Raw genomic sequence first — 15,694 nt, forward strand, 5'->3', positions numbered from 1 at the left:
GAGGGGGGTAGGGCAGCTTCGCAGCTTACATTTTTTCGAACACGACGGCTACGCCTTGGCCCACGCCAACACACATGGCGGCGAGGCCGTAGCGCACGCCGTCGCGGCGCTGCATTTCGTGCACCAGCGTAGTCACAATGCGGGCGCCGCTCGACCCCAGCGGGTGGCCCAGGGCAATAGAGCCCCCGTTCACGTTCACCTTACTCATGTCGGCATTCAGCTCGCGGATAACGGCGATGCTCTGCGAAGCAAATGCCTCGTTAAGCTCCATCAAGTCCATATCGGCGAGCGTGAGACCAGCGCGCTCCAGCGCCTTGCGAATGGCAGGCACCGGGCCCATGCCCATAATGGCCGGGTCAACGCCCGACACGGCCGACGAAATCACGCGCGCCATGGGCTTGAGGTTGTAGCGGCTCAAAGCGTCGTCGCTCACCAACAGCACCGCCGAGGCGCCATCGTTGATGCCGGCGGCATTGCCCGCCGTTACGGTGCCGCCTTCGGGCTGGAAGGCTGGCTTGAGAGTCGCCAATTTTTCGAGGGTCGATACCCGAGGCTGCTCGTCGGTATCGAACAGGGCCGCGTCGCCCTTCGGCTGGTGAATAAAGACTGGCACAATTTCCTTGCGGAAGCGGCCTTTTTCGGCGGCGCGGTGGTACTTGCGCTGGCTTTCGAAGGCAAACGCGTCCTGGTCTTCGCGGCTGACGTTGAACTGCTTGGCTACATTCTCGGCCGTGTGGCCCATGGTGTAGGGAAAGTGCATCTTGGCCAGGCGCTGGTTCACGAAGCGCCAACCCAGCGTGGTATCGTGCGCCGTGAAATCGCGGGCGTAAGCCGTCTCCGACTTGGCCATCACGAAGGGCGCGCGGGTCATGCTTTCGGTGCCACCGGCCAAGTACACGTCGCCTTCCCCCACCTTAATAGCCCGTGCGGCATCCATGATGCTTTGCAAGCCACTGGCGCACAAGCGATTAACAGTGCTGCCGGGTACCGTTACGGGCAAACCAGCCAGCAAGGCGGCCATGCGGGCCACGTTGCGGTTGTCTTCACCCGACTGGTTGGCGGCCCCCATAATAACGTCTTCAACGGCGTTTTTATCGAGGTTGGGGTTGCGGCGGAGGAGTTCGCGGAGGACGAGAGCCGCTAGGTCGTCGGGGCGAACGCTGCTGAGCGCACCGCCAAATTTTCCAATCGGGGTGCGTACGGCATCCACGATATAAGCACTGGGCATTCCGAGTATCGTTGGGGCGGAGATTCCGCCGGTTGAGGGCTAATTTTGGCCTGGCAACGCGCACTGGCGCGGGCTTTTTCACAACCGCAAAGATGATACAAAGAATTCAAAGCGTTTTTCTATTGCTGCTGGCTTTATGCATGCTGAGCTTAGTAGCCCTACCCCTCTGGCATAAGCTTGACGGTCTCACGCACCAAGAATTGACCATGACGGCCTTCGGTTTTGATGCCGCCAACATGCCTGCGCCGCACACCAATGCCCCCGTGTGGCTGATTGCCGTGCTGGCGCTGGCCTCGGCAGCCGTGGCTGCGTACGAGATTTTTCAGTTTCGCCGCCGCTTCACGCAGCTTAAACTGGGCATGCTCAATTTGCTACTGTTGGTGGCTACGTTTGGGGCCGCCTTCTACTTTTCCAACCAAGGCGAAGCGGCCCTTGCGCCCAAGCTCGAAGGCCAGTTTCAGCCGGCTTTTTACCTCCCTACCCTCGGCTTGATGCTCAACCTGCTAGCCAACCGCTTCATTCGCCGCGATGAGCAGCTGGTGCGCAGCGCCGACCGCCTGCGGTAGACTGGCTAACAGAGTGGGCTATTGCTAAAAAGCCCCGGCTACTACTCGTAGCCGGGGCTTTTTAAATTTTTACTAATTGGCGTATTACTGCGGATTGCCGATGGCCTGCTGCACCTGCTGCACACTGGCTTGCGACTGCAAGGCCCCGTACACACGGCCAAAGTTCTGCGGGTCAGTCACGTGCGCGTAGCCAAATATGGCCAACTCTACACGCGCTTCGTCGGCCGTAAGCGTGCGCAGCAACTCGGCCAAATCCTGGGCCCGTACGCTGCTTTGGTCCAAGGTCTGCTTCGCCACATCCAGGCGGTCATCGTCGGACGCGCGGTGGCGCAACGTCTCCACCAGGTCATCCAAATCATCTGCCGACAGCGGATTGAGCGCCGCTGGCGAGTTCGGGTTGGGCGCGTAGCCATCGTTCGGCGCGGGGTAATCGCCACTTTGGTTGGGGTAGCCATTGGCGCCGTTGCCCGGTGCTGGGGGGTAAGTAGGGTTGTTGGGAGTTTGAGGGGGGTAGGCGCCGTTGGGGTATTGCCCCCCATTGGGGTAGTTGCCTTGGCCATTGGGAATGGGATTTTGCCCGTTATCAGGATAGCCGTTCTGGCCATTTATAGGGGCCTGCTGGTTATGGTTGGGGTAGGGATTCTGGCCATTACCCGGCGCTACCTGGCCATTGCCGGGGTAAGTGCCTTGGTTACCCATTGGTGGGTTCTGGCCGTTGTCATAATACCCACCTTGGTTTGGGGCACCGTAGGCTCCACCGGGCGGAGGAGGGTAGGCACCGCCAGGATAGCCATAGCCGCCGGGCCCATAAGCCGGCCGCCCCAGCGCCACCGCGCCTACACGCTGCAACTGCGGGCCATAAGGCGGCCGAATGACCAACACATAGCTAGTAGCTAAGCCAGGCTCTAGCCACACCGCCGTGCGGAAGCGCAGTGGCGGGCCGTATGCCGTTGGCACGCTAAAATCGGCCCAGTGCCGGCCGGGCGCCAGCCAGTCTAGGTGCACCTGCCGCGCCAGGGGGCGCGTCAGCAAGCGGCCATCAAGCACCAGGCTAAATGGCTGGCCTCGCTCCGACGAAATGGTGATGGCAGTGGGCGGGGCCGCTACGGCGGCGGCCGTTGTTACCCAGGCTAGCACCGCGGTGGCGGCCCACTTAAACAGCGTTTTCATAGGTTGCAAACTGAAGGCAGCAAGAAGTTTTACCGGCTTAGTCAACAACGCAAATTCAAACTGCGTGCCAACAAAAAAGCCCCCGCATCGCAGAGGCTTTCTTGATGGTTAATCAGGCAGGCTACTTGTTGATGCGCGTCACCTTAAACTCGGTGCGGCGGTTGCGCTGGTAGTCGGCTTCGTTCTTGGGAGCCGTCACAATGGGCCGGGTTTCGCCATAGCCGCGCGCTGTGATGCGCTCCTTGGCAATGCCCTTGCTCACGATGTAGGCCACGGCCGCCTCGGCGCGCAGCTGGCTCAGTTTCAAATTGTAAGCATCTTTGCCGCGCTGGTCGGTGTGCGAGCTCAGTTCGATGTTGATTTTAGGATTATCCTGCAAGGTTTGCACCAGCGTGTCGAGGCGGATAGCCGCATCGGGACGGATATTAGACTTGTCGTAATCGTAGAAGATATCCTTCACCTCAATGGCGCGGTTCACCACAATCTTGTTGAGGGTAAGCGTCACAGGCAGCCGAATGTCGTTCTGCGGCTGGGTGAGGGAAGCCTGGTCGGGGTAGCGACCCACGGTGCTCAGCGTAGTGCGCGCCGAGAAGTCGCCCGGGCGGTCAGCAAACAGCACGTAAGCTTGCGCTGAGTCGAGTTTAGCTGTGAATTTGCCCTCGGGGCCCGCTACCACGTCTCGCTTCTGCCCGTTGCCGCTGGTGATAGTCACCGTCTCGCCCGGTACGGGGGTAGTAGTGCCCGCTTTCTCGTCGTGCTCCAGCACCGTGCCGTCCACGTAAAAAGCTACCAGCCGGCGCGGCTTCTTGCGAAACGTGTACAAGTCATCCGAGCCTTTGCCGCCTTCACGGTTTGAGGAGAACACGCCCGTATCTGGCCCCGTGAAATAGGGGGCGAAGTCGTCGCCCGCTGTATTTACGCCGGGCCCCAAATTGGTAACGCTACCCCCCTGATACTTGAAAATGTCGAGCTTGCCGTAGCCAGGGTGGCCATCCGACGAGAAGTAGAGCGTGCCATCAGGCGCTACGCCGGGAAAGTTGTCGTTGCCCACCGTGTTCACGGTTTCGCCCAGGTTTTCGGCCGGTGAGAAGCGACCATTTGGGCCCAGCGTAGCTTTAAAGATGTCGTTGCCGCCCAAGCTCGCTTTGCGAGCCGAGGTGAAATACAACGTCGTGCCATCAGGGGCAAAAACCGGGGCAAAGTCGTCGGCCGTGCGGTCGTTGATATTTGCCAGAATGGGTTCGGTCCAGGCGCCGTTGCGGTAGTACGAAATCCATAAATCGACGCTGCGGTAGCCCTTTTTCGAGCCATCGTTCGAGCGGGCAAACACCATCGTTTTGCCATCGGGCGTGTACGTGGCGCTGGCTTGCAGCTCTTTAGCGTTATTAAAAATTGGCTCCAGCTTGCGAGCGGTGCCGCCCGTCATGGCCGTCGGGTCATCAAATTTTTGAGCGTAGAGCGAAGTGAATTTCTCGCCGTTGCCCAAGTATGGTTTGCCATCGCGCCCCGAAGCAAATACTAGCTCGCCGCTGCCGGGTAGGCGCGTGGCCGAAAAGTCCGAATTGGGCGAGTTCACCGCATCAAGCGGAGCCACGTCGTAGCCCGCGGCGCTGGCCGCCAGCGCTTTGCTAGCAGTAGCACTCTTAGCGGCCGCCTCGGCCCGCGCCGCCAGCGTACGGTTGGTGCCGCTTTGGGCGTAGGCAGTGAATAGCGTGGCGGCTTCGTCAAACTTGCCGTTGGCTTTCAGCGCTTCGGCGTAGCGATAGTTCAGGTCAGCGTTACGTAGGCCGCCAGCTTGGGCCGCTTTATAAAACGGCTCGGCCTGCTCGAGGCGGTTAGACAAGCGGTAGGCCTCCCCAATGCGGAAATTAGCCAGGGCCGCGCCCTTGCCTTTTGCCACATCGGCTTTGTATTGGCTGATAGCCGGCTCGTATTCACCCCGAGCGAAGCTTTTATCGGCCTTGCTCATCTTGCCCGAAGTAGCACAGCCGCCCAGCAAAGCTGCTGAGCCAACTGCCACTGCGATAAGGGAAAATTTCTTCATTGGCGAGTTGGTGGAAGGGAATGCCATGCAGCCGGGAAGAGCGATTCTAGGAATTTGATAAACAATACTAGGCAATAATACAACCTTTTGAGGCCGGCCGAAAGCCAAAGTCCCTGGCTTAGCGCTTGAAATAGCTGGATAGCCAGGTTTGGCCGGCCGGAGCGGGCCAGCGTTCGTCTAGCTCGCCTTTGGTAGCTAGTGTATTATTGAAAAAAGGAGTATCGGCCGTAACCTGCCCAGCGGCGATGGCGGCGCGCAATTCGGCCCTATTCAGCAGCCGCAGCTCGCCATCGGCCAAGAAAGCCATGCGCGACTTTTCCAACAGCGCTACCCCCAGCCGTTGTTCCAATTCTTGCACAAAACGCACGGAGGCATCAATGGAGCACCCACTGGCATCGGCTACCCCCTCGTCCAGCCCAATTACCAGAAACTGCCGGTGCAAAAACTGCACCGACGCGGCCAGTTGGCGGCCGTGGCTGGTCCACTCCTCCGCAAAGGCCGCTAAGCGGGGCAGCAGGGGCATTATTTCTTCCTCCCCTAGCGGGCGAGCGGCCTGGTACACCCAGATGCGGGCCTGGGGGGGGAGGCGGTCAAAAGCAACGTACATAAAATCGCAGAGTTAAACAGATAGTGCGGATTGCGCTGACTCGACTGACGCGGTTAGGTGGTGGCAGTAAGCACTTACCGGGCTTTAAACCGCGAAATAGCGAATTTCATTCTGCCGCAAAGTACCAACTTTTGCAAGCGGCGACCGGCCAGCATGTTGCCTCGACTGCCGCGAACAAGCGCCTACCCCCGCTTGCCCGGTGCAGCCCAGGTGGCGCCGGTCGAATCAGCGCAATCCGCCTTATCCGGTTAAATCTGTGGGGCTAGGCGTTAATGCCTTCAGCACTAGCCACTAACTCGGCCAGGTCGAATACCTGCACGGCGCTTTCCTGCTCCTTGTTTTTAACACCGTCGCTCATCATCGTCATGCAGAATGGGCAGCTAACGGCAATGATGGCACCTTGCAGGCTGTGTTCACTGGGCGCGCTACGCTCAGTTTCGACGCCGCGCAGGTTGTCGAGGGCCGCCGCTGCACCGCTGAGCGTAGCGAGGGCTTCCTCGGTGCGCTCGATGTTGATGTCCTTTTTGCCCGGCTCGGGCTCTTTCCACATCTGGGCACCGCCGGCGCCGCAGCAGAGGCCGTTGGCGCGGCTGCGTTTCATCTCTACCAAGTCGGCATCGAGGGCCGCGAGCACGTCGCGTGGGGCCTCGTAGATGTTGTTGGCGCGGCCCAGGTAGCACGAGTCGTGGAACGTAATGCGGCGGCCCTTAAAGCTCTCGCCCCCCGTCATGCCTACTTTGCCTTCATCAATAAGCTGTTGCAAGTAGGTGCTGTGGTGAATAACCTCGTATTCACCACCCAGCGCCGGATACTCGTTCTTGATGGTATTGAAGCAATGCGGGCAAGCCGTCACGATTTTTTTGATGCCGTAACCGTTCATCGTCGTGATGTTCTGCATGGCCTGCATCTGAAATAAAAACTCGTTGCCGGCGCGCTTGGCGGGGTCGCCGGTACAGCTTTCCTCCAAGCCCAGCACTGCATAGTCGGTGCCCACGTGCTCCAGAATGCGGGCAAAAGCGCGGGTTACGCGCTTGTAGCGGTCGTCGAAAGCCCCAGCGCAGCCCACCCAAAACAAGATTTCGGGTACTTTGCCCTGCGCCGCCAAGTCGGCAACAGTCGGCACGGTAAGTTGGCGCTTAGCAGTGGGGGTAGGGGAGGAAGTAGGCGTCATATAATAGAAGGCTAAAGCTTGTTAATCGGCACTATACGGTTGCGGCTGCGGCTTTCTCGGCCACGTACAGCTCGTCGGCCCAGTTTAGGCGGTCGGAAGGCGAAAAAGCCCAGGGTGCCCCATTGTTCTCGATGTTAGAGAACATAACGTTCAAGGAGTTAGGCGCCGCCGACTCTTCCAGCACCAAGAAGCGGCGCATTTCGATGATGCTTTCGAGCGGGTTGATGTTTACCGGGCAGCTTTCGACGCAGGCGTTGCAGGTGGTACAAGCCCAGAGTTCTTCGGGCGTCACCTTGCCGCGTAGCAGCGTGGCATTGGCTAGGTCAGTAATGGGCTCGTGCTTAGCTTCTTCCCCATATACATTGGGGTGGAAAATGAGCGGCGAATTATATTTTTCCTCCACCCGGTCGCGGGTGTCCATAATAATTTTGCGGGGCGAAAGCAGCTTGCCGGTCAGGTTGGCGGGGCACACCGAGGTGCAGCGGCCGCACTCTGTGCACGAGTAGGCGTTCATGAGCGCCGTCCAGGGCAGGTCTTCGACGTCCTTCGCGCCGAAGGGGGTAGGGGCCAGCGCCGAACCGTCGGGGCCCACCGGGGGGGTAGGCACCTCATAGCTGGGGTCCATCATGGCCTTCACCTCGTGGGTAATGCTCTCCACATTGGAAAACTGGCCCTGCGGCACCAAGCGCGAATACCACACGTTCGGAAACGCCAAGATGATGTGGAAGTGCTTGGAGCTCGGCAGGTAGTTGAGAAACAGTAGGATGCCAGTAATATGAATCCACCAGCCGGCTCGTTCCAACACTTCAAGGGTTCCCACGCTGCTAGCTGGTAGCAGGTTGGCCAGGAAATGGCTGACCGGGAAAACACCGGGTAAATCCTTGCCCTCTAGTTGGTGCAGCTTGATGTCAGCCGAGTTCATGAAGAACAACGCGGCCATCAGCGCCACTTCGATATAGAGAATGATATTGGCGTCGAGCTTAGGCCACATCCGCAGCTCGGGGCCAGTGAAGCGGCGCACGGGCGGGTTGTGGTTGCGGCGCCACCAAAAAGCCGCTACGGCAACGATGACCAGTGCGGCCAAGGCTTCATTGGTCGCCATCAGGGCGTCGTACACGGGCCCCAAAAAGCTGAGGAAGCGGTGCGTGCCAAACAACCCGTCGATGATGATTTCGATTACCTCAACATTGATAACCAGGAAGCCCACATACACCACCAAATGCAGCAAAGCAGGCGTGAGGCGCTTAAACATTTTCTGCTGCCCAAAGGCTACGAGCAATGTCTTGTTGAAGCGCTCGGCGGCGTGGCCGCTCATATCACGGTCGCGGCCAACGAGGATGTTAGCCCGAATTTTCCGAACCTGCCAGGCAAACAGGCCGAAAGCTGCCAGCAGCAGCAGCGCGAATAGGATGGGTTGCAACATAGAGAGTAAAGGTAAGCTAGCTGGGTGGGATGGAGTCGCAATTTAGTAGGCATGACGACTACTTTGGCGAAGGGGTTGCCGCAGTATTGAAATTTTTTTGCCCAAAAACTTGCACCGTATGCGTCTTCTCGTACCTTTGCGCTCCCAAGCCGCTCAGCGGTACGGGTGAAAACGGCAACATAGCTCAGTTGGTAGAGCACAGCACTGAAAATGCTGGTGTCGTTGGTTCGATTCCAACTGTTGCCACAAAAAAAGCCTCTAGTGTAATGCTAGGGGCTTTTTTGTGTTCCAAGGGGACGGTTTGGGGTACAAAGCTTGTGAGATAGAGCAGGTTACTTCACTTTTGTTTCATATTGAGGAGCTTCAGCATTATGATACAGTGATGTCGTAGGACCAAGGTGGTACTTCCTCAGCTATGAACCAAACTTTCTACGCTTCCAAAATGAGCAAGTTCCCCACCCACAAAATCAACGCTATACCTTCAGGAGACGATGGAATACTTGTCAGTGATGTCCTTAAACTAATCACAGGGAGTAAGTATTACGATGAGCTATATAGTGCATTGAACGTCGAAGAAATTAAGGACGACTACATCAAAATTCCAGGAGCAACAATACTGGTCGATAAGGTCGATTCTGAAAGCAATAAGTACATCAAGTTTGATGTGAAGTCAGATTATGAAGGTTTGAAATTTAGGCATTTAGACCAAGAAAGCGATACTGATGATGTATTAGAAGTTCATTTCGATGAACGGCGTCAAATTACGTTTCCTCACATCGTCAGCGAAGAGAAACAGGCAGAAATACACGGCGCTGTAATCAAAGCGGTGCCAAGATATTCGGCACAGGCCTCTCTACTTGAAAGCTTGTACGGCATGAATAGGTATGCGGGCGACCTCGCTACCAAAAGCCTTAGAGATTTAGTACTGAAGAATCTTCAGCTTATAGAGGAAGCTCATCGCGATGAAGCGCGTGAATTAAAAAAGCATACAAAATGGTATCGGTTGCTTCGAGACGAAACTGATGGGCAATACTATTTTAGGGCGCTAATAACAGATGTTTATAAAGATTATAACATCGGCGTTTCAGTGTTCATTGCTTTGATTTCATTGCACAAATTGATGAAAGATTCAGACGGCAATTTGGCCTACTCTGTTAAATCCTTCGACTATAATGAATCCTACATCAATACTGTATTTGAAGAGGATGGAGGGCTTCAGATACCTAAAATTGGACTAGCTAAATTCATGCTAGAGCTATCTAACAGCGAGATTACTAGAGGGGCAGTAAAAATAAACGGCCTGTGCAGCATTATAGCTGACGAAAAAGATAAGGAAGAAGTAACGGTGCACATGCAGAGCCCGAAACGTGTTCGAACTTCTATTGTCTCTATCTCACATAAGGACAGACCTAAGACTGCAATGCAAGCCATGAACTTGGCAGAGAACCTAAAGACTGTTCGCGATGACTTGTATAAGGATATAGCTGCTATATCTACAAAAGACCCTAAAAAGATTCTGTTTAGGTTCAGGGAGAAGCTTAAGAATGATAGAACAATCTCCAAAACTAATAGGAATCAAATATATACTAGTCTTGAGCAGCATATAACCTCATTCTATGAGTTGTTCAAATTGATGGGTGGTGCTGAAGAAGTAATTGCTGGAGAGGGATTTGATGCCATAGAGCATTTGAGATTCATTGCTTTTTTAGCTATTACTGCACCGCAATAAATTCATTGTATCCTTTTAAATAAGCATTGATATGAAGCCAGGTGATTATGTAGTGCATAAAACAGGCGGTCCTGTTTATATTATAACAGGGCAGACTGGTTTTAATTCCGATTATTGGGAATGCGAACGGTGGAATGGTAATAGACATGAATCAATGACTTTTGCTGAAATTGCCCTTCGTCTTGCCACGGAAAAAGAGGTATCTGATATGCAAGCAGACAAATAACAAAAGCCCCGCGAGCGCACGCCAGCGGGGCTTTTCTTTGCTCATGAACTCACCTGATTCTCCATAAGACGCAGCGCCCCACACACCGTGCCTGTGGCTACCTTGCAGGTCTCAGCCGTGGCCTAGGTGGCTCTTGCTCAGCCAGTCGAGGTATAGTAGGCGCTGAGCAGAGCGCCTTCATATTTGTAGCCAGCACTCTAGTAGGCTGCTCACTGGCTGGCGGAGTGCTTGGCCACCTGCCTTACTACTCGGCTCTACGCCTGCCGCACTAGCTCTATGATAGCGGCAGCTTAGGTTGAGGCGTTCCTGTTATCTTGCTGCTGTTAAACACTAAATAGCCAGAAAACGTGAATCCAAACACTGAGTCTTACTTAAAAAGTTTGGCCGAGGCGCGTAAAGTGCAGGTCGAGAAAGAAGTAGCACAACCAGAAATAGAGGCTCGTGCGCAGAAAGAGTACGCGGCTATACCCTCGCTAATAAGCGAGGCAGTACTAGATTTTAATAAGAATGCAACTGTTCAAGAATTAGGATTGACTTTGCGGCTTGACGGGCCTGTGAACAACGTAGATGGCATTCATTATCTACTCCGACTGTTAGGTGGCAATACTAAGCAAAGGGGTAACCTTCTCCTTATAAGTCTTTTAGGTTTTCATGGACTGAGAAGTGTAGCGCTGAAACTAGCCAACTGGGAGTCTAATCTGACAACGGAGGCCGTGCGTCATGGTATAAGAGCAGTAGGCTACGTTCCTGGCGAAGAACCTAGACCTATTGGAGGAGAGTCGAAGTACCAGGCTGTACCTGTTGATTTGACATACCTATGGGTTATGGAAAATGGGAAAGAATCAGATGGGGTGCCATTTAAAAATTTATTAAGCACCCGCATTGACAAATTGGTGCGAGCAAATATCTAGACCAGTCGCGCCCGTATGGGGTTATCCTATTGCGTTCGCCGTGTCGCCTCCCACGCCAGCCGTGCCGTGGGCCGCACGCCCAGCAGCCCTGGCCCAAAGACGGGCGTAAAAGAGTCTAGCCCCTGGCCCAGGCTGACCTCGTAGAGCTGCGTGCACCGACCGTATGGCGAGGCCACAAAGTCGGCCAGCGTGGCAAAGTCCTGCTGCGCGGGTTTGGTCGGGTCGAACACCACGACGGGCAGGCCTGTCTTGGCCGTGATGCTCACCCCGACCGCGTGGGAAGGCAGGTGCAGCAGCAACGCCATGACAGGCGGCGCTAGCTCGCTGCTAGGGTCGTGGGAGCTGGCATTCCACTGGAGCACCTTCGCCCACCACTCGGGCGGCGCGGGGTAGGTGTCGGTCTGGTCGAGCCAGAGCGGGTGTAGGTGGTAGCCCAGCTCAGCCATGAGCAGATTAAACCGATTGGTGGCGCTCTCGGTCACGTCGGCCAGAATGCGCTCATCACCGACAAGCGAGTAGAGGGCGTAGTACATAGACCCCCAAGGGAAGGCCTGCGGGGTATGTTGCAAGGTCAGCGTCATGTGAGTGGTTTGAATGTTTGGTACACACCAGGACCGTGGTGCACGGGTGCCGAATGCCGGCGGATAGCTTGTGTCAGGCAGTCGAGTATGTCATCATGGGCGGCCGCGGGGAAGCTAGCTGCCTGGCTCACCAGGGCCTCGTTCCAGGCCCCTTCTAGTAGCACCACGCGCCCGGCCTCGATAAAGGGGGCCGATGTGTTGACGCGGCTGCGCTTGTCGCCGTCGGGCGTGGGGGCCTCGACGACGTTGAGCTGCGTCAGGCTGCGCAGCTCCTGCACCACACTTTTGCCACTGGCCTTAGGCTCGACGTAGAGCTTGCTTTGACCAGTGGCGGCGCGGTGCTCAGCCAACAACTGCGGCAGCCGCTTCTTGAGCTGGGGTAGCTCCAGCCACATTTCGCCCGCGTAGCGCACATAAAGCGTCTGGCCCAGGTAGCAGCTCACGAGCAGCGCGCTGGGGTCATTCTGCTGGTTATCCGTGTAAGCTGTATCGGCGTCACCGTGCCACACGGCCTTGTCAGCCCCCGTCACGGTCTCCATGAAAGTGCCCCAACTCATCGAGCGGAACCACGCCTTTTTCAGAATGCCGCCCTCGTCGGGGGCGGGCAACTGCTGCACCTGGCCGGCGTAGCCGTAAGAGCCCAGCGCCGTGGCTAGGTCGACTAGCACGGAGCGGGGTAGGCGCACCGGGTCGAGCAGCCCCTCCTCGTACTCTTCGCGCAGCCAGGCGGGGCGCACCTGCTGGCCCAGCTTGCCCGCGGCGTCGCGCGTCAGCTCACCTGGTAGGCAGATGTGGCGCAGCGGCCGCCCACTGGCCAGCCACAGGCCCGCGGGGTCCTGCTCGTGCAGGCGCTGCATCACCAGAATCGTCACGGTGCGGGCCTTGTCCGTCTTGCGGGTGGTGAGGGTCTTGAGGTGCGCCTCGGCAGCCTTTAGGCCCGCCTCCGTAGCGCCGGCCTGCGGGTCGAGCGGGTCATCAATGAGAATAAAGTCGGCGTGGTTACCGATGGCCCCACCGGTGCCCGTGCTGGTGCTGTAGCGCTGGCCCAGGGCCGTGGTGCGGTAGTCGGTCTTGCCGTCCTGATCATCTTGAAACTCGATGTGGCCGGGAAAGAGGCGCTGAAACTTGGGGCTGCGCAGGCACAGGCGCGTCTTGACGCTGTGGCTGATGGCCAGCGGGGCCGCGTGGCTACTGCTGATGACGCGAATGCTGGGCTGCTGCAGCCAGAGCCAGGCGGGAAAGAGCTGCGTGATGGTCGTGCTCTTGCTGGTGCCCGGCGGCACATTGACGAGCATGTTGGGCTGGGCCTGCTTGGCGGCCCACAGCTCGTAGACCTCTTGCAGCTGGCCACACAGGTATTCCATGTGCCAGTTCAACTGCAAGTCAACGGCTTCGATGGTTTCCCAAAACTCTTGAAAGAAGCGGTAGAAGCTGCGGCGGCACTGCTCGGCCACGGCCGCGTCGTGCAGGGTGTGGCTCATGGCTGCGGGGCAGGGCTAGCTTTGGCGGTGAGCTGCTCCAGCAGCGCCAGCTCGTCGGGGCTCAGGCGCGTCAGGTCATAACGGGGCAGCTGGCTGCCCGTGTCGAGGCGCAGTTTGTCCCCGAATAGCTCGGGGCGGTAGGCCTTGAGCAGCGTATGCAGCACGCCCGGCTGCACCACTACTTCATAGTAGGGCTGGCCCTGCTGCGGGTGGCCTTCGGGAAAGCGCAGCGGCGCGCCGGTCTTTTGATGAAACTTGTAGCTGCGGTAGTAGCCGGTAGCCAGCTTACGCGCCTCTTCCTCCAGCGCGTCGGTGGCCACCTTTACGGCCTCGTCCCACTCGCTGGCAAAGCCGGGGTTATCGGCCCGCACGCGGTAGACGTGGCCGCGGCTCAGACCCACGGCGCGCGCGGCCTGGCTGATGTTGCCCGACGTAGCCAGCGCAGCTAGGAAGCCCGCCTGCCAGGTGGGCAGTGGAAGCCCCGCGTGTGTGCGCGTAGGGGTGTCTCCTTTTGTCTCCTGTGTCATGCGGCGAAAGCCCGACACGGGCTCACGGGCTGCAAGCAGCCAGGGCCAAAAGCGTAACGGACTTGCGAAAAGCGTAACGGGATGTAGCCCACGGCTCGCAGGTCAGGGTAACGGGCACAAAAAAGCCCCGGCCGAGGTGGGCGCGGGGCTTTGTCGCAAAGTGCTAATAGAGGTTCTCAATCATTCCCTGAATTCTGCCTCTCTCCCTGGCTGGCTGTTGGTAGTAGCTAAATATTTTGCTGTACAAAGTTTGCTCGTGCTGGTCGGTTAAAACAGCCAGCTCTTTACCTCGCTGGTACAGTCCCAAAAATTTATTACCCTCACCTATAATAACCGGGATATTCTTCTCAATCCGTCTCTTCACGGCTTCGGGTAAAGCAGCCAACACTTGCCCTTGGGTCTCTCTTAATTCTACCTCCTTCTCGGTCAACTCGGCAATAGCGGCGTCCATCCTTGCTTGCCATGCGCTTGCTGCCTCTAATTCTTTGTAGGCAATGTAGTTGGCAGTATCTACATTTTTGGGCTTCTGTTGTTCAGTGCCTTTAACGCGGTCGCTTGCATTCTCGTGAGCGGAAATAGCATCTGACAGGGCCGCGAAAAGGCTCATTAACTGCTGTTGTTCAAGCATAACAAAGGGTTGTTGGTGAGCCTGCAAGGTAAGGAGGTACACGCTACTTAACGACGTTCAAATGGTAGGTGGCTTTCTATAAAAAATACATTACCTATTCCGGTTATGATAGGCTGACGAGGCTCCGTCAGGCCGCCAGTGACGGGGCGTCAGCGTCGGGGGTCGGCTGCTCTCCTGCAGCGGCTTGGCGTAGCAGGTAGCGCAGTTGCGTGGTAGACACGTTCAGCTCCCGCGCGATAGTTGCCCGGACCCGTGACTGGGGCCAGCTGGGGCGCTCCTGCGCGACCTCAGCACAGCGCTGGGCTGCTCGCAGCACGTGAGAGGCGTTAAACCGGTTCTGAAAGAGGCTGCTGACGGGTGTGCGCACCGTGGCTAGCATAGGGCACGGATGACAGGCGGGGGCGTCGGGTGAGAGGTGGCGGGGGGAGTTGACAGCGACGGGGGTAAGCATAGGCGGAAAATGGATAGGCTGACGAACTGACGGGGTTGATTGTCGTGGCTAACTGGGTACCTGACAGCGCCGCCCGTCAGCCTGGCGGGCGGCGTGTCGGACTCGACTAAGCGGCGTCGGGCAGTACCTCCAGCAGCTGCGGGTTGTAGCTCAGATGAGAGTAGAGTCTCTTTTCATCGATGGCAATTGGGCCCTTTGTCGGGAGCTGCTGCGGGAAAACGCTGATAATGCGCTCGACCACTTCATTGAGTGAGCTGGGCGCAATGTTCATGCGTACTACCAGTTCGCGCCACTGCGTCAGCGTCGCGGCCAACTGCTCAAAGTGGGCGCGCGCATGCTCTTTACCCTCCCAGTTCATGGTATACCGGTCGAGGTAGCTGCCGTAGTCGAGGCCATAGCCAACTAGTTGTCCCAATGCGACGTGGGGAACATCGTTTAACTGTGGCACGGTCTGATAGGCCACCTCCAGCTCCGCCATGGCTTCGGCTAACTGCTCAGGCAGTTCGTGGCCTTTGAGGCTGATGCCGGCCATGGTGTCGGTCTGAATGCGTTCCTTGCCCTCCTTGGTGCGGGCCATGTCGTAGCGGGCCTGTAGGCCAGTGTCAGCCGCTAGCAATTGCTCAAACAGGCGGCCGCGGTAGATGTCGAGCAGCTTGGTAGTATCGAGCGACAGGGGTAGGTCGTGCGATTGGAGGAAGGCCTTGTAAGCGGTGGCCTCGGTCAGGAAGTCGGTAGCAGCCCGGCGGGCGGCTTGGTTTTCAGCTTGGGTAAGCATGGGATTGGGATTAGGAAAAAAGGGTGAAAAAGTAGGTTGGCAATTGCTGGCTTTTTAAATGTGCGGCCGTGTGCAATGTGCAATAGTGCAACCCCCTTATAAGGGGTTGTTGCACTACTGCACACTGCCCCCGTAGCGCCCTAGTGTGCAATAATGCAAAAGGGCATTTTTGCCCC

General features: G+C 57.2%; 16 protein-coding genes and 1 tRNA gene. 5 read left to right on the top strand and 12 right to left on the bottom strand.

Translation table 11 applies throughout. The features are described from left to right. Nucleotides 1-25: 25 nt before the first annotated feature. The gene (locus GO988_RS08805; protein WP_157564298.1) at nucleotides 26-1,228 is read right to left on the bottom strand and encodes a thiolase family protein; all 1,203 of its coding nucleotides are present in this window, start codon (nucleotides 1,226-1,228) and stop codon (nucleotides 26-28) included. Nucleotides 1,229-1,320: 92 nt separating this feature from the next. On the opposite strand from GO988_RS08805, the gene GO988_RS08810 reads away from it, so the two are divergent. Then, a complete protein-coding gene (locus tag GO988_RS08810) occupies nucleotides 1,321-1,794 on the top strand; it encodes a DUF4293 domain-containing protein (protein WP_157564300.1) in 474 nt (157 codons plus the stop codon). 84 nt (nucleotides 1,795-1,878) lie between these two features. On the opposite strand, the gene GO988_RS08815 is transcribed toward GO988_RS08810, so the two are convergent. The 5 genes from GO988_RS08815 to GO988_RS08835 form a co-directional block, all read right to left on the bottom strand. Continuing rightward, complete coding sequence (locus tag GO988_RS08815; RefSeq protein ID WP_157564302.1) at nucleotides 1,879-2,964, bottom strand: DUF4476 domain-containing protein; 1,086 nt, start codon at nucleotides 2,962-2,964, stop codon at nucleotides 1,879-1,881. Between the two features lie 121 nt (nucleotides 2,965-3,085). Then, nucleotides 3,086-5,008, bottom strand: a complete 1,923-nt coding sequence (locus GO988_RS08820; RefSeq protein WP_157564304.1) for an OmpA family protein — start codon at nucleotides 5,006-5,008, stop codon at nucleotides 3,086-3,088. Nucleotides 5,009-5,126: 118 nt separating this feature from the next. After that, on the bottom strand, nucleotides 5,127-5,615 hold the full coding sequence (locus GO988_RS08825; protein ID WP_157564306.1) for a hypothetical protein: 489 nt from the start codon (nucleotides 5,613-5,615) through the stop codon (nucleotides 5,127-5,129). Nucleotides 5,616-5,877: 262 nt separating this feature from the next. After that, the gene (locus tag GO988_RS08830) at nucleotides 5,878-6,786 is read right to left on the bottom strand and encodes a (Fe-S)-binding protein (RefSeq protein WP_157564308.1); all 909 of its coding nucleotides are present in this window, start codon (nucleotides 6,784-6,786) and stop codon (nucleotides 5,878-5,880) included. 31 nt (nucleotides 6,787-6,817) lie between these two features. Further along, the gene (locus GO988_RS08835) at nucleotides 6,818-8,209 is read right to left on the bottom strand and encodes a (Fe-S)-binding protein (protein ID WP_157564310.1); all 1,392 of its coding nucleotides are present in this window, start codon (nucleotides 8,207-8,209) and stop codon (nucleotides 6,818-6,820) included. Nucleotides 8,210-8,382: 173 nt separating this feature from the next. Between GO988_RS08835 and GO988_RS08840 the strand changes: the two genes are divergently transcribed. From GO988_RS08840 to GO988_RS08855, 4 genes are all read left to right on the top strand, one after another. Next, nucleotides 8,383-8,455: transfer RNA gene (locus GO988_RS08840), tRNA-Phe, on the top strand. A 169-nt stretch (nucleotides 8,456-8,624) separates the two neighbouring features. Continuing rightward, entirely contained in the window at nucleotides 8,625-9,938 is a 1,314-nt protein-coding gene (locus GO988_RS08845; RefSeq protein WP_157564312.1) for a hypothetical protein, read from the top strand. Nucleotides 9,939-9,969: 31 nt separating this feature from the next. Beyond that, nucleotides 9,970-10,164, top strand: coding sequence for a hypothetical protein (locus GO988_RS08850; protein WP_157564314.1), 195 nt, complete (start codon nucleotides 9,970-9,972; stop codon nucleotides 10,162-10,164). 347 nt (nucleotides 10,165-10,511) lie between these two features. Next, nucleotides 10,512-11,075 carry a hypothetical protein gene (locus tag GO988_RS08855; protein ID WP_157564316.1) on the top strand — a complete coding sequence of 188 codons (564 nt, stop codon included), beginning with the start codon at nucleotides 10,512-10,514 and terminating at the stop codon, nucleotides 11,073-11,075. 26 nt (nucleotides 11,076-11,101) lie between these two features. Here the strand turns inward: GO988_RS08855 and GO988_RS08860 are convergent, their stop codons facing one another. The 6 genes from GO988_RS08860 to GO988_RS08885 all read right to left on the bottom strand — a co-directional run bounded on the left by GO988_RS08860 (nucleotide 11,102) and on the right by GO988_RS08885 (nucleotide 15,518). Next, nucleotides 11,102-11,656: a hypothetical protein gene (locus GO988_RS08860; protein WP_157564319.1), complete on the bottom strand. Its 555-nt coding sequence runs from the start codon at nucleotides 11,654-11,656 to the stop codon at nucleotides 11,102-11,104. Further along, entirely contained in the window at nucleotides 11,653-13,137 is a 1,485-nt protein-coding gene (gene terL / locus GO988_RS08865) for a phage terminase large subunit (protein WP_157564321.1), read from the bottom strand. The genes GO988_RS08860 and terL overlap by 4 nt, the downstream gene beginning before the upstream one ends. Continuing rightward, nucleotides 13,134-13,664 carry a hypothetical protein gene (locus tag GO988_RS08870; RefSeq protein ID WP_157564323.1) on the bottom strand — a complete coding sequence of 177 codons (531 nt, stop codon included), beginning with the start codon at nucleotides 13,662-13,664 and terminating at the stop codon, nucleotides 13,134-13,136. Before GO988_RS08870 ends, terL begins: the two co-directional genes overlap by 4 nt. A gap of 163 nt (nucleotides 13,665-13,827) precedes the next feature. Continuing rightward, a complete protein-coding gene (locus GO988_RS08875) occupies nucleotides 13,828-14,292 on the bottom strand; it encodes a hypothetical protein (RefSeq protein WP_157564325.1) in 465 nt (154 codons plus the stop codon). A 127-nt stretch (nucleotides 14,293-14,419) separates the two neighbouring features. Then, nucleotides 14,420-14,743 (bottom strand): hypothetical protein, encoded by a 324-nt coding sequence (locus GO988_RS08880; RefSeq protein ID WP_157564327.1) that lies wholly within the window; start codon nucleotides 14,741-14,743, stop codon nucleotides 14,420-14,422. Nucleotides 14,744-14,849: 106 nt separating this feature from the next. After that, entirely contained in the window at nucleotides 14,850-15,518 is a 669-nt protein-coding gene (locus tag GO988_RS08885; RefSeq protein ID WP_157564329.1) for a hypothetical protein, read from the bottom strand. Nucleotides 15,519-15,694 lie beyond the last annotated feature (176 nt).

Origin of the sequence: Hymenobacter ginkgonis (assembly GCF_009755225.1) — a bacterium.
In the GTDB taxonomy this organism is placed as follows: Bacteria; Bacteroidota; Bacteroidia; order Cytophagales; family Hymenobacteraceae; genus Hymenobacter; species Hymenobacter ginkgonis.